Annotated in this window: 11 protein-coding genes and 1 pseudogene; 3 read left to right on the top strand and 9 right to left on the bottom strand. The window is 44.1% G+C overall.

Features of this window, described 5'->3' with window-relative positions:
• Positions 1-36: 36 nt before the first annotated feature.
• The 7 genes from AB6D07_RS14540 to AB6D07_RS14510 all read right to left on the bottom strand — a co-directional run bounded on the left by AB6D07_RS14540 (position 37) and on the right by AB6D07_RS14510 (position 7,161).
• Positions 37-1,065 carry a succinylglutamate desuccinylase gene (locus tag AB6D07_RS14540; RefSeq protein ID WP_017102184.1) on the bottom strand — a complete coding sequence of 343 codons (1,029 nt, stop codon included), beginning with the start codon at positions 1,063-1,065 and terminating at the stop codon, positions 37-39.
• A gap of 268 nt (positions 1,066-1,333) precedes the next feature.
• Positions 1,334-3,130, bottom strand: a complete 1,797-nt coding sequence (locus tag AB6D07_RS14535; RefSeq protein ID WP_017102185.1) for a M3 family oligoendopeptidase — start codon at positions 3,128-3,130, stop codon at positions 1,334-1,336.
• A 187-nt stretch (positions 3,131-3,317) separates the two neighbouring features.
• The gene (locus tag AB6D07_RS14530) at positions 3,318-3,935 is read right to left on the bottom strand and encodes a histidine phosphatase family protein (RefSeq protein ID WP_017102186.1); all 618 of its coding nucleotides are present in this window, start codon (positions 3,933-3,935) and stop codon (positions 3,318-3,320) included.
• A 26-nt stretch (positions 3,936-3,961) separates the two neighbouring features.
• Positions 3,962-4,579 (bottom strand): bifunctional adenosylcobinamide kinase/adenosylcobinamide-phosphate guanylyltransferase, encoded by a 618-nt coding sequence (gene cobU, locus AB6D07_RS14525; protein WP_017102187.1) that lies wholly within the window; start codon positions 4,577-4,579, stop codon positions 3,962-3,964.
• Between the two features lie 9 nt (positions 4,580-4,588).
• Positions 4,589-5,395 carry an adenosylcobinamide-GDP ribazoletransferase gene (locus AB6D07_RS14520; RefSeq protein WP_017102188.1) on the bottom strand — a complete coding sequence of 269 codons (807 nt, stop codon included), beginning with the start codon at positions 5,393-5,395 and terminating at the stop codon, positions 4,589-4,591.
• Complete coding sequence (gene cobT / locus AB6D07_RS14515) at positions 5,395-6,477, bottom strand: nicotinate-nucleotide--dimethylbenzimidazole phosphoribosyltransferase (protein ID WP_017102189.1); 1,083 nt, start codon at positions 6,475-6,477, stop codon at positions 5,395-5,397. The genes AB6D07_RS14520 and cobT overlap by 1 nt, the downstream gene beginning before the upstream one ends.
• Before the next feature lie 72 nt (positions 6,478-6,549).
• Positions 6,550-7,161 (bottom strand): flavin reductase family protein, encoded by a 612-nt coding sequence (locus tag AB6D07_RS14510; protein ID WP_017102190.1) that lies wholly within the window; start codon positions 7,159-7,161, stop codon positions 6,550-6,552.
• Positions 7,162-7,835: 674 nt separating this feature from the next.
• Here AB6D07_RS14510 and AB6D07_RS14505 point away from each other — a divergent pair.
• The 3 genes from AB6D07_RS14505 (at position 7,836) to AB6D07_RS14495 (ending at position 11,092) form a co-directional block, all read left to right on the top strand.
• Positions 7,836-8,531: an NAD-dependent epimerase/dehydratase family protein gene (locus tag AB6D07_RS14505; RefSeq protein WP_017102191.1), complete on the top strand. Its 696-nt coding sequence runs from the start codon at positions 7,836-7,838 to the stop codon at positions 8,529-8,531.
• Between the two features lie 185 nt (positions 8,532-8,716).
• Complete coding sequence (locus tag AB6D07_RS14500; protein WP_009846939.1) at positions 8,717-10,090, top strand: L-cystine transporter; 1,374 nt, start codon at positions 8,717-8,719, stop codon at positions 10,088-10,090.
• Positions 10,091-10,330: 240 nt separating this feature from the next.
• Positions 10,331-11,092 carry a YdcF family protein gene (locus AB6D07_RS14495; protein WP_017102192.1) on the top strand — a complete coding sequence of 254 codons (762 nt, stop codon included), beginning with the start codon at positions 10,331-10,333 and terminating at the stop codon, positions 11,090-11,092.
• A 177-nt stretch (positions 11,093-11,269) separates the two neighbouring features.
• Here AB6D07_RS14495 and AB6D07_RS14490 read toward each other — a convergent pair whose 3' ends face one another.
• On the bottom strand, positions 11,270-11,791 hold the full coding sequence (locus AB6D07_RS14490) for a DUF2058 domain-containing protein (RefSeq protein WP_012604134.1): 522 nt from the start codon (positions 11,789-11,791) through the stop codon (positions 11,270-11,272).
• A gap of 192 nt (positions 11,792-11,983) precedes the next feature.
• A pseudogene (locus AB6D07_RS14485) lies at positions 11,984-12,913 on the bottom strand (AraC family transcriptional regulator); the annotation flags it as partial.
• Positions 12,914-12,969 lie beyond the last annotated feature (56 nt).

Genomic DNA, 12,969 nt, shown 5'->3' with positions numbered 1-12,969 from the left:
GAGCGGTTGTTTTGGCCGTTCTAGTTCGACTGGATATTAATCGTAAACAAGCTGACCGTGATCGAATCGCGTTTCAACTTCACACACCATTAAGGCCGCTCGTTGACCGATAGCAACGTTGCGATTTGGGAATACCACGGCTTCGTTTTCATTCTTCGCCATCAATGGCTTATCACCATCATGACCAAACACTTCACCGTGCTTGAAGGCCGTAAAGTTTTCAACGGCATCAGAGAACATGAAATCAAAATCATCATGCAAACGAACAATGGTTCGGCTTACGCGATAAGTAATGGTTTTCTTTGGTAAATGCTCTGGTTCTATTTCAGCAATCAAATTGCGCATTGCCAAATCGAAAGCCGTTAACTTATCAAGCTGGTTCTCACCAATTCTTGCTACCTGTCCTAGCTCCATTGTCAGTGCTTGGGCTTCAAAGTTTTCAGCGCTGTACCAACTGAAAGTACTCGTTGGCGCATTGGACAGCAACACAGCTTCAACGTGAGCACTGTTAATGAAATCGAACAAGGCTTTACTGCGAACTTCGTGGCGAACCTTAGGGCTTACGGCGAAAGAGTAATGCTTAGACAAACGGATCGCACAGTGCAGATCTAAGTGCCAGCGAGTGGCAGGCACCGTTTCCTTGTAAAACTCAGTAACCAAGTACTTAAGGTTCTTCGCGATGTCCACTTCTCGATTACTCTCGTACTGTTTTTCATCAAACAGACGGTTCATATTCACATCAAGAAAACGCGTATGCGCATTGGTCGCTTCTGGGTGAGCAATGATGAACAAACATCTTGCTGTCACGACTTGGAAGCCGGTTTCAATATCCTCAATGAGCTTATCAATCAGCTCCATTGGTGAAGTTTCGTCGCCATGAACACCTGTTGAAAAGATGATGTTCTTGGTCTCAGAATTATACTCTGCGGGAATCACTTCCAATACACCGCGTTGATGAAGCTTAATTTGAACACCGTTACTCAGTACGGTCTGTCCTGCAACCACTTCTTGCTCAAGATCTAGGCTGTCAAAAAGAAATGATTGGCGAAAGAGGGTCTTCGTCATGCGCTACTCCTTAATTGCACGGCCGTATGTTAATAAATTGTACATAGAAATTGTGTTGCTAGGATCGCACTTATCAATAGAAACTCCGTTATCACTCACAAATACTACCCATATATTTTTGTATTACCTGCTGATTTTACTAACCGACATCTGTTCCAAATAACTTTCTCTATTTAGAGCAGCTTTTGGTAGCCTCTGGTGATCTCAGCAAGATAAGAGCCACGTAAGCTAACACAGCTCTTACCTGCCATGAACAGATTGAGATCAATTAATCTTCCTGATCGAGCAATCTTTCAAATTCATCGATTTGAACTTTGACCATGTCGATGCTTTGTTGCCAAAAATCCGCTTGAGTCAGGTCCATACCAAGGTGCTTTTGAACCACGTCTTCCGCCATCATGCTGCCTGTATCACGAAGCAACGACACGTAATCGCCGTAGAATTGCTCGCCTTTCGCATCACGCTGAGCGTAAACACCTTTACTGAACAGATAACCGAACAAATATGGGTAGTTGTAGAAGCTCACTTGAGAGATGCTGAAGTGCAGTTTGCTCGCCCAGAAGTAAGGGTCGGCTTCTGTCATTGCATCGCCGTACCACTCTTTCCAAGTCGTTTCCATCAAGTCACACAGCTGCTGAGCCGTTAGCTCGCCTTTTTCACGCTGCTCGTAGAAGGCTTTCTCAAACTCAAAACGAACGGGAATGTTCACCATTAATGCCAAAGAAGAAGAAAGCTCTTCCCATAGCATTTCAAGTTTCTCATTGCGTGTTTGTGCTTGTTTTAACAAGTGGTCACGAACGATATTTTCAGCAAAGATCGAAGCCGTTTCTGCTAGCGTCATTGGGTAGCGTGTTTGACACAAAGGCATGTCTTTCATCACCCAGTTGTGGAACGCGTGGCCTAGCTCGTGTGCCAATGTCATTAAATCTGAGCGGCTACCGCTCCATGTCATGAACACAAGCGGGGTGCGTGTCGCAGCAAATTTAGTGCAGTACGCACCTAGACGTTTATTGGCTGCTGGAGCGGCATCAATCCAACCGTTCTCAACCATTAATGCGACGAAATCAGCCATCTCTGGATTTACTTCAGCGAAGGCGGTTTTAATCACTTCGATCGCTTCATCAAATGGGTAAACCTTAGATTCAGCATCACCAAGTGGTGGCATGGCTGCTAAATGATTCCAAGGCTTCATTTCATCGAGCCCGTGAACTCTTGCCATTAACAGGCCTGCTTTCTGGCCTACTGCTCGATTTGCCTTTGCTACCGACATCATGGTGTCTAGCGTTTCAGGTACGATGCGGCTGCCGTGTAGGCTTGGATCTAGGAAATGTACATCGCTAATCTTCGAGCGCTTTTTGTTTTCAGTCAGTCGCCAACCCGCCAATGCATTTAGGATCGAAGCAAAAGACTCTTGATGCGTTTTCATCGCGCCTTGAACGGCGCGCCATGCCGGTTCTTGTTTGTCGAATTCGCTACCGTACAACAGGCTCGCGGCTTGTGAAAAACCTAGAGCTTCGTCTTCACCGTCCAGCTTTAGCGACAGTTTTAAAGAACCGGTTAGGTTGTCGTATAAACGCCCCCACCCATCACGGCCATCAACCTTCATCGCCGCTAACAACTGCTCTTCAGCAACACTGAGTCGGCTGCTTGATAACTTACGTGAGCTTTCGATAGCAAAGCGTTGCCCTGCAACATCCGCGCTCTCATGCTCTAATACTGCATCGATAAATTCTGGTTCTGCGTGAATTAGCGTGTCTTCGTAAGGGCTGAATGCTTGAGACATTTCAGAGTTCAGCTTCGCTACACGACCAAGTAGTGCTTTGGCTTCTGTGTGCGTCGCGTCTACCGATGCGTGGCAATTAGCGAAGGTGTTGATTGTGCTCAGTAACGTGCCTGCCGCTTCAGAAGTTTGAATGGCGTTTTGCATCGCTAGGATAATATGACGCTTTTCAACGTGTAGGTACAACAGCTCAATGCACTGCTGGATGAGTTCAATGTCCTGCTCGATTTTTGCATCATCAAGATCACGATAAGCAATGCTTAGATCCCAATTCGGTGTTGTCATGACTAAATTCCTTTCACGTAGGTAGTAATACCAATCTGGTATAGCGGCTGTAAACGCCGCTTTATACTTCTATTTCTGGTTCTATTTCTATTTCTATTTCTGGTTCTATTTCTATTTCTGTTTCTGTTTCAATTTCTATTTACAGGTCCAATAGATTGTTAACTCTTAAACTGTGTTTTTTGAACACTCAGAGAACAGGTAGCCCTATCGATTTGACACTGGTAAAGCTCTGCGCAAACTGAGTGATTTGAATATGAGTTATCGACGCGTTTTCTATCGATAGCTTCGAGTACAAACTCGGATTTTTCCAATCGATATCAAGGCAGTGCGCTAACAATATGCGAATCACACCACCATGAGTAACCAATAATAGATTGTCACTTGGATCGTCCAAAAGTTGCGACCAAGCTTGAGTTACTCTGTCGTGGAAGCTCTGTAAACTTTCTGCACCAGTCAGTTGATGATTAGCAGGATCTTGCCAAAAGGTTTCTAGCATTCCCCACTTGTCTTCAAGCTTATCAAATGGGACACCATCAACGTCACCGAAGTTCATTTCCTGAAAGTCTGGTGCTACAGATAAAGTCCCAGACATACGCTGTGCGTATCTGTTTGCGAGGTCGCTGCATCGCCTTAATGGTGAGGTAACCACGCAATCAAAGGCAATATCTTGTTTTATCAGCGCCCCACATATCCGATCTTGAAGATCAGGATTAACCAACACATCAGATAAACCATTAAGTGCCGCTTCGCCTTCGACTTTGCCATGTCTTAGTAAATAGATGTTCTTGGTTGTTCCATTTTCCATTTGTTCAACTAACCTTTGATACCAATCTAATTATGAGTCGAGCTTTGAGTCGAATGGCTCGACAGTTTTAAGCTCAATGGTAATCCTGCTGCAACCAGCGTAACGCGTTCAACTACGCGAGCTAGCGCTTGATTCATGCGACCCGCATTGTCGACAAATAGGCGCGACACTTTACCTAGCGGCACCACACCTAAACCGACTTCGTTAGAAACCATGATAATTTGCGCTGGGCTTTGCTCTACGCTTTTCACTAAAACTTCAACCACGGCCTCAACCTGTTCATTGGTCGCATCATCACCCAACTCAAAAATAATGTTGTTCAACCACAAAGTTAGGCAGTCAATCAACACCACATCGTTTTGACCAAAAGACAGCAGTTTTTCGGCTAATTCAACAGGGGCTTCATGCTCAATCCACAGCTCACCACGACGTTGTTTATGGTGCACAATTCTCTCACGCATTTCGTCGTCCAAATAAGTGGCCGTTGCAATATAATTGAGGCGTCCATTTGAACATGCTGCAAGCGAACATAATGCCTGTTGTTCTGCAAAACTCGACTTACCAGAACGAGCCCCACCCAATACCAAATGGCTATTTCGCTGACTTACTTGATTAATTTGATTAGCTTGATTCGTGTTTGTCATAGGAACCTGTTATAGAAAACCATTGTAAAAAGCAGTAATGAACACAAGGTAAGTCAGCAACTCCATCAACTGTTGAGCCGCACCCAAACAGTCGCCAGTAAAGCCACCAATTCGAGCCGTTAACCATTTTTTGAAACCTAATCTAAACAGATAGGCGAAGAAAGATAAAACCAAAGCGAGCTCAAGACCAAACCACAGGCTAGGCAACACACCTACAAACAATAAAAAGACAAGTTCACCTTTAGTTTGCTTGTTCGCCAATGGCTTACTTTTACTGGTATCTAAATCACTGACATAAGGCATATCAAAAATAAGTGATGCGGCAATCGCGCGGCTAAACGTATAACTGGTCACGATAGCCATAAACAAATTTGTCATATTCGCTAGTTCGTTTAATAGAACCCACTTGCCAAGCAGAGCCATAACCAGTGCAGACGCGCCATAAGTACCAATTCGACTGTCTTTCATGATGGTCAAACGGCGTTCTAAGGTCATACCGCCGCCAATACCATCCGCCATATCGGTTAAGCCGTCTTCATGGAAAGCACCGGTTAGCATCAAGCTAAAGCTCATCATCAAAAAGATGGCCACTGCACTCGGCAGTATGGCATCGAGTAGCAAGAACACACCGCCACACAGAACACCAAGTAACAAACCAACCGTTGAAAAGTAGCGACCAGAACGGTTCATTCGCTCTTCTGAATAAGGCGTATTCTTCGGCATCGGCAAACGAGAAAAGAAACCCATCGCCAACGAAAAAAGTTCCCATTGGTATGTGATGCTATCTTTCAACGATCTTTCTGATGCATCACTCATTAAACCGTGACTCCAGCACTCTCAAAACTCGCCATGTTGTTATAAAACTCGGCCGCCGCACGAATTATTGGCATAGCTAGCGCAGCACCTGTGCCCTCGCCTAATCTCAAACCAAGATCGAGCAGTGGCTCAGCGTCTAGCAGCTCTAAGAGAATTTTGTGACCAGACTCTTCAGAGCGATGAGCAAAGATCATGTAATCACGGCAACTCGGTTCAATTAAAGTCGCGACATACGCCGCAACCGACACGATAAAGCCATCGACCAATACTGGTGTTCTGTTTTGATAAGCGCCAAGGAAACCACCCACCATTTGAACGATTTCATAGCCACCGACTTGTGCTAGTACCTCTTTGATATCTTTAAGCCCTTTAATAGCTGTAAGATCTGCAAGCTCTTTAACTTCTTTAAGCTCTAAACCTTTGCAACGCGCAACACCTTGCTCAACCACAGCCAATTTACGTGCAAGCTGTTCATTGTTGATGCCAGTGCCTAGGCCGACACACTCCGCTGCAGCACGATTCGCTAATGCACTTAAGATCGCTGATGCGCTGCTGGTATTTCCGATACCCATTTCACCAAACATGATGATATTCGTGCCATTCGAAATGGTTCTAGATACAAGCTCAGTTCCCAGTTCAATCCCACGTTCAACAGTTTCTAAACTCATTGCCGCTTCATTGGCAAAGTTATTGGTTCGCGTACCTAAGCGCTGAGAAATCAACATGTCGCTGTCAGATTCAACAGGCAACAAAATCCCAGTGTCCACGACTGTAATTTCGACGTTGTTTACCGCACAAAAGCAATTAATCGCTGCGCCACCGCTTAAGAAGTTCAACACCATCTGTTGCGTGACGGCACTTGGAGCAATACTCACACCTTCATCTGCTATGCCATGGTCGCCAGCAAAAATGATGATACGTGGCTTATTCAATTCGATGTGCTCAACCGCAGTTTCTTTGCCTTGGCTCTGAATCAATGCCAGTTGATGTGCGACTTTTTCTAGTAAGCCAAGCGCACCGAGTGGCTTGGTTTTTTGGTCAATTCGGTGTTGGATGTACTGCGAGTATTGGGTATCTAACATAAGTTTAGGAACACTTAAATTTAAGGTAATGGATTTCTAGGGCTGCGATTCTGCTTAAGCTAAATCGTTACACTATTTAGGGCGTGCAACAGAGAACACATTGGAAAGCGTCGCGTATTCACCGCCACCAAGTCGAGATAAAGGGTCCAATGCCAACGCGTCAATCTTAAGACGTTCACTCTCTTGATCAATCACATCTTCGGAGATGTACACAGTTTCGACTTGAGCAAAGATAAGGCTTTGTGGCACCTCTCCCACTTCTTTTACTTCGTACAAGGTGCAACCAAAAGCGACCGCGCACTCTTTTGCTCTCGGTAAAGAAAAGCCCTCGAATTCAACCAGTTCAATATTATTCGCGGTAACTTCAGAGTCACCATGATCGAGTGTTGCTGCTGTTGCCGTCATTATTTCTGCAGAACTTGAAGAAGCAATGTGAATCACTAGCTTACCCGTTTCAAGGGCATTACGGGTGGTATCTTTGATTTCGCCCGACGGCTTTTTCCCAACTGATAACATCAGTAGCGGCGGATTGCTGGAAACAGGCGTGAAATAAGAGAAAGGCGCTAGGTTGTACTCTTGATCAGAAGATTCCGTCAATGCCCACGCAATAGGGCGAGGAACAACGGTTTGTGTCATCAGGTGATAAATCTGAGTGGGAGCAAGAGTATCAAGCTTGAGGTTCATAGCACGTCCTTGGTCTATGTGAATTACGGTTCAGTTTACGTGTTAAGCAATGCTGTATCTATGCCTAATCAACAGAAACGGTAGAGAGTGTTCTTAATTTGAACAGATCACACCGGTATTTTCTCAAATTGACAGTCAAATTGACGAACCCGAAACACCTACAATACTGATAATAGATTTATCAATAACTTACATTTTGGCATCGTTTATGCTTTATCTAAAGTGCTTGTTAATCTCTCCATTGATGAGTGCCCATACTGTGAATACCCACATCGCAGTTGCTTTAAAAGAAAACAATCGATTGAAAGACAAAACCAAACAATGATTTAGGAGGTGAAATGATTCCAAACACAAGTAAAAGAAAACCAAATAAATCGAGTAAGAAAACCAGCAAAAAGGTAAGGAAAATCCCACTCTCCTTCACCTAATAGTTGTCGAAGCAATAAGACAACAAAGTAGCAAACTAGCAAAGTAAGTAACAAAGCCCGTCGCCCAGCGGGCTTTGTTATCTTTAACACCTTAATTGAGGTTTACCTAGCTAAGCACATACCTTCCGTATAAAAGCCCATCATCAAACCCCATCTTCCTAACGCTCATTCATGAAACTTTTGTTCGCTTAAAATTCAAACACTGTTTATATTAAACAATCACTTGTAGAGCGAGTAAGGAATATAATGAGTATTTATGGAGATAAAACATCGGTTGTTATAGCTGGTGCGTCAGGGCTAATTGGTCATCATGTCCTGAGACTGCTTATTAACGAGCCCGCTGTAGAACACATCTATGCTTTGTCACGAAGAGCATTAGGTGAAGAATTTCACTCCAACAAACTCGATACACTCATCCACAACGATCTACAAGTAACGAGTTGGGACGACACCAAAGCGACGCCCAACTTAGGCATTATCTGCTTAGGCACAACCAAGAAAAAAGCAGGTTCAAAAGAAGCGCTGCGAAAGATCGATGTGGAACTGGTTAGCCAAGTGGCACAGTCGATGAAATTCCTTGGAGTTCAACGTGTCGCAGTCGTTTCTAGCTATGGCGCTTCGCCAGACTCCTATTCACACTATCTGCGCTGTAAGGGACAAATGGAGCAAAACCTAAAACGTATTGGCTTCAAGCAGCTCTTCATCGCTCGTCCAGGCCCGCTGGTGGGTGAACGTGCCGAACCCAGAACTGATGAAAAGCTCCTACAAAGAGTCTTCCCTTTAATATCTCCGTTAATGTTTGGAAAATTCAAAAACCTACGCCCTATCCAATCGGAAGATGTAGCGAAAGCAATATTATTCCGATTGTTCGAAAATAATTTCCAAAGTATCGAAATCTACACCTCGACTGACATGCTTAATTTATTAGCGAAATATCATTAAAACGTCTATCTATTCACCACAATGTTGAATATCCATCCAACCCATTGGGTGGATATTACTAATCGTTCTAATAAATTACTTTTCCTTATTTTACGTTTTGTTACAGGTCGCTATTTTAGCTAACAGTATTTGCGCCCATATATCTAAGCGCCCTATCGATTCATGGTTATTCATAAGGAAAAACAATGTCATTTTCAGCTATCGCTGCCTTAGCGGTATTCACTGGTATCCTCTTTTTTCTCTACGGACAGCAGAAAAAAGAAAACACACTTTCTCGCCTCGTTTTACTCGGTTTAGTTTTCGGTAGTGCTTTTGGCCTTGGTCTTCAACTGCTATTTGGTGAAGGCAATCCTATTATCAAAGAGACGCTCGACTGGGTAAACATTGTGGGTCGTGGTTACGTTGGCCTACTAAAAATGGTCATCATGCCATTAGTGTTAGTTTCAATGATTGCGGCAGTAGTGAAGCTTGAGAAAGGCGGCTCACTAGGTAAGATTTCCGGCATCACCATTTCTGTGTTGCTAGCAACAACGGCAATTTCTGCGATTGTTGGTATTGTTGTAACACAAGCATTCGGCTTGTCGGCTGAAGGTTTAACTGAAGGCGCTCGTGAAACAGCACGTATCGCAACACTAGAAAGCCGCATCGGCAGCGTTTCAGATCTAACGATTCCACAAATGCTGGTTAGCTTTATTCCGACTAACCCATTTGCAGACCTAACAGGGGCTCGCTCTACTTCTATCATCGCGGTAGTTATCTTTGGCGTGCTAACGGGTATTGCTGCTCGTAAGGTGATGGCAGAGAAAGAAGAATTAGAATCTCCAATCCGTACGTTCGTTGAAGCGGCTCAATCTATCGTTATGCGCTTAGTTAAGATGATCATGGCACTAACGCCATACGGCATCGCAGCATTAATGGCGAAGGTAGTCGCAACGTCAAGTGCTTCTGACATCCTAAGCCTATTGGGCTTCATCGTTGCTTCTTACGTCGCTATTATCCTGATGTTCGTCGTTCACGGTGTGTTGGTTTCTTTTGTTGGTGTCAACCCGAAAGAGTACTTCCAAAAGATCTGGCCAGTACTGACGTTCGCTTTCACGTCTCGTAGCTCTGCAGCAACTATTCCCCTGAACGTTGAAGCTCAAATCACTAAGTTAAACGTGCCACCAGCGATTGCTAACCTGTCTGCGTCTTTCGGTGCAACAATAGGTCAAAATGGTTGTGCGGGTATTTACCCTGCAATGCTTGCAGTTATGGTTGCGCCTACGGTTGGTATCGACCCAATGGACATCAACTTCATTCTGTCTCTCATTGCTATTATTACGGTGAGCTCATTCGGTATCGCGGGTGTGGGTGGCGGTGCAACTTTCGCGGCACTTATCGTACTACCCGCGATGGGTCTACCTGTGACTATCGCAGCACTGCTTATCTCTATCGAACCACTTATCGATATGGCACGTACTGCGCTTAACGTATCTGGTGCAATGACAGCTGGTACAATCACAAGCCGCCTATTGGCTAAAAAGGACAAACAGCAAGATTTGGAACAAGCGAACGCTTAATGGGTTCGATTGATCCAATAACTTGAGTCTCGTTAAACAAAAACCGATGCACATGCGTCGGTTTTTTATTGCTTATTAGTTTTGTTTATTACTTTACGACCATCCACATTCTATAACGCAAAACTCTATATTTGTTCAATAGTACAATAAGTTAGCCATGAAACATCAGCCAAGCTGATATATGATGCACCGCTTCAATATGTCACATCATTCTGGCACCCGTTCGATAACAGGATCCTCATGAGCTTTATTATATTATTACTTCTTCTAGTCTTCGTTGGCGTTACACGTTTATTTCAGTGGCGAAAAACCTCTAGTTTTATCAAACTTCTTCTTCTCTCTTTATTCATATTGATTGGTTCGGGTTTAATCCCTCGCTATCTACTAAACGACCTGCAAGCCAATTATGAGCGCAAACCTGACATTCAGTGGACCTCTCACAATGCCATTGTCTTGCTTGGTGCTGGTACTCAACTCATCGCAAGTACACAAGAATTTGAGCCGACCTTTTTCTCGTTCGGTCGCATCAATGAAACGGCAAGCCAATATAAAAACTGTGCGAAGGCTCAAACCATATGCAAAGTGATTGTTAGTGGTGGAGATGCACAAAATAATGGTGTAACCGAAGCGGAAGTTTATCAACAGCAGTTGCTTAGACTCGGCGTTCCACTAGCCGATATCATTCAAGAATCGAATAGCGTCAACACTTGGAAAAACGCGCAGCTCACCAGTGACCTAATGAAGCATCACCAGTTCGACAACATTGTTCTTGTTTCATCAGGCCTACATATTCGTCGTAGTGAACTCTACTTTAATCATTTTGGATTAAACGTCGTCCCAGTACGAGCCGACTACATGGCTGCTCAAATTTCATGGTTACCATTATGGTACAACTTCGCAGTTACAGACTTTGCATTGCATGAACAATTGGGTTTTGCTCGTTACAACCTTTACAACTTTATGGGTTGGAACAGCAAACGTGAGAAGCCCGGTGACGCCTGATCGCTTCAACCATGATCTAACTAGTTAGTTATTTAGTTATTTAGTTATTTAGCTATTTGGCTAGTGGTCATTTAGTATCTAGAAGATTCACAGCTCATAAACAAAAAAATGCAGCCACAATCGAAGGATTGTCAGCTGCATTTTTAATTCGTGCTTCTACTCAGTACTAACGGGCAATTACCACATTAGATCATCTGGGATCACGAAGTCTTTGTACGGGTCATCTTCGTCTACTTCATCTGAGCTTGAAGCTTGCGTATCAACGATAGATTCTTCGTCACGCATTGCGATCTTGTTTGCTACTGCTGTTGGGATAACAACATAGCTTTCGCCTTGGCGCGCAATACTTAGAATGCCTTTACTTAGTTGCTTTTGAGTCAGCTCTTCAACGTAAAGGTATTTAACTAGCGTACCGTCGGTGAAGTTGTATTTGATCTCACCGTTCTTCTGTTCGATCTTGTTCATCTCAATCAGTTGCTTCACTTGAGCTTTAATTTCTTTGCTCAACTGCTGTTCTTTCAACTGTTGGTTTAACTCTTTGTCTTTCGCTTGCTGCGCCAGTTTAGTTTCTTCTGCTGCCGCTTTTGCTTCACGAGACTGAACGCGAGACTTTTTAGAGCCTTTCTTCGCCTTCTTTAATTTTTTCTCATTTACCAAGCCAGCTTTAAGCATTTGCTCTTGGAGTGTTAACTTTGCCATGACTTTCCCAGTTCAGGATTAAAAACGGCACTATCATACCTGTTTTTGAGGAATCTGTTTACTGAACAAGAACAAATTACAGAACAATCGCAAAATTTGCGCTGATAGATCTAAGCTGTCGCCATAATCCCTTCTAGTTGCTCAGAACCTCCACTTTTCCACGAAATACCGTTTATACGCACATCGAGCCAATTACCCAGAAGCACTCAATCTGCCACGAAACTGTGCCGGTGTTTTATTTAGCCAGCTTTTGAATGCTCGTCTGAAATTTGCGGGGTCGCTATAACCGAGCCTTTCACCGATGTCATCGATACTCATGGTTGTGCCGAGTAACAGCTCTTTGGCCAGTTCCACTCGAACTTCGGTAAGCAACACTTGATAACTGGAATCATAGGTCACTAGCTCTCTCCTGAGCGTACGAGAGCTACAACCAAACTCATCCGCGAGTTGCTCTATATTCGGGAAACTGCCTGCGGTTTGATAAAAGATCGTTTTGATCTGGTTAGTCAGCAGGTGCTCAGAGTCCAGCGTTTCGACTATCGACTGGCAAGACGCAAGATAGCGCTTCAGTGTCGCGGCATCATGACTCAATAAGGTTTGTGATAAAACCGAGGCATCAAAACGCAGTTCACAATGGTTTTGTTCAAAAGTCACCGGGCACTGGAAACGCTCGTCATAAAGCTTGGTGTAATTAGGGCGAGCATAAGGCAAAGCCAAAGTATGAATATCCAACTCATGACCAGTCAGTTCTTTGAACAAAGAGACGATTGAACTCAAGAAATACTCACTGCAGAAAGGTAGGAGATCACCCACTTCCAAGGTGTTCTCAATCTGAATCACTGCTTGCTCGGAATCTAGAAACAATTTAACCGAGAAGATAGGACCGTTCAGGCGCAGATATTTAAAGCCCGACTTGATGGCCTCCCCGACATTTTGACTGGTCGATAGCGCATAACCCAACACACCAAAGTGGCTCAAGCTAGCGTGGTCCCCCAGCCAAAGCCCTAAGCCATCGTGAGGAAAGCTCTGATTCGCCACGCTAAATAACGCAAGTTTATCAGCGTAAGTCAGCTTTCCATTCGGGTCTCGCCAATCCATGTTCGGCAAACCCACATCATTGAGTTAATGCCGTTCGGATAAGCATTATTGCTTGAACCTGAACGGATATTTGGCTGGGA

Origin of the sequence: Vibrio sp. 10N.239.312.C11 (assembly GCF_041466065.1) — a bacterium.
GTDB classification, from domain to species: domain Bacteria; phylum Pseudomonadota; class Gammaproteobacteria; order Enterobacterales; family Vibrionaceae; genus Vibrio; species Vibrio tasmaniensis_A.
This window is presented reverse-complemented; position numbering and strand designations above follow the sequence as displayed.

Bases quoted from the DNA above. Each gene is read 5' to 3' on its own strand.
- AB6D07_RS14540 (WP_017102184.1), bottom strand. From the start codon at position 1,065: ATGACGAAGACCCTCTTTCGCCAATCATTTCTTTTTGACAGCCTAGAT.
- AB6D07_RS14535 (WP_017102185.1), bottom strand. From the start codon at position 3,130: ATGACAACACCGAATTGGGATCTAAGCATTGCTTATCGTGATCTTGAT.
- AB6D07_RS14530 (WP_017102186.1), bottom strand. From the start codon at position 3,935: ATGGAAAATGGAACAACCAAGAACATCTATTTACTAAGACATGGCAAA.
- cobU (WP_017102187.1), bottom strand. From the start codon at position 4,579: ATGACAAACACGAATCAAGCTAATCAAATTAATCAAGTAAGTCAGCGA.
- AB6D07_RS14520 (WP_017102188.1), bottom strand. From the start codon at position 5,395: ATGAGTGATGCATCAGAAAGATCGTTGAAAGATAGCATCACATACCAA.
- cobT (WP_017102189.1), bottom strand. From the start codon at position 6,477: ATGTTAGATACCCAATACTCGCAGTACATCCAACACCGAATTGACCAA.
- AB6D07_RS14510 (WP_017102190.1), bottom strand. From the start codon at position 7,161: ATGAACCTCAAGCTTGATACTCTTGCTCCCACTCAGATTTATCACCTG.
- AB6D07_RS14505 (WP_017102191.1), top strand. From the start codon at position 7,836: ATGAGTATTTATGGAGATAAAACATCGGTTGTTATAGCTGGTGCGTCA.
- AB6D07_RS14500 (WP_009846939.1), top strand. From the start codon at position 8,717: ATGTCATTTTCAGCTATCGCTGCCTTAGCGGTATTCACTGGTATCCTC.
- AB6D07_RS14495 (WP_017102192.1), top strand. From the start codon at position 10,331: ATGAGCTTTATTATATTATTACTTCTTCTAGTCTTCGTTGGCGTTACA.
- AB6D07_RS14490 (WP_012604134.1), bottom strand. From the start codon at position 11,791: ATGGCAAAGTTAACACTCCAAGAGCAAATGCTTAAAGCTGGCTTGGTA.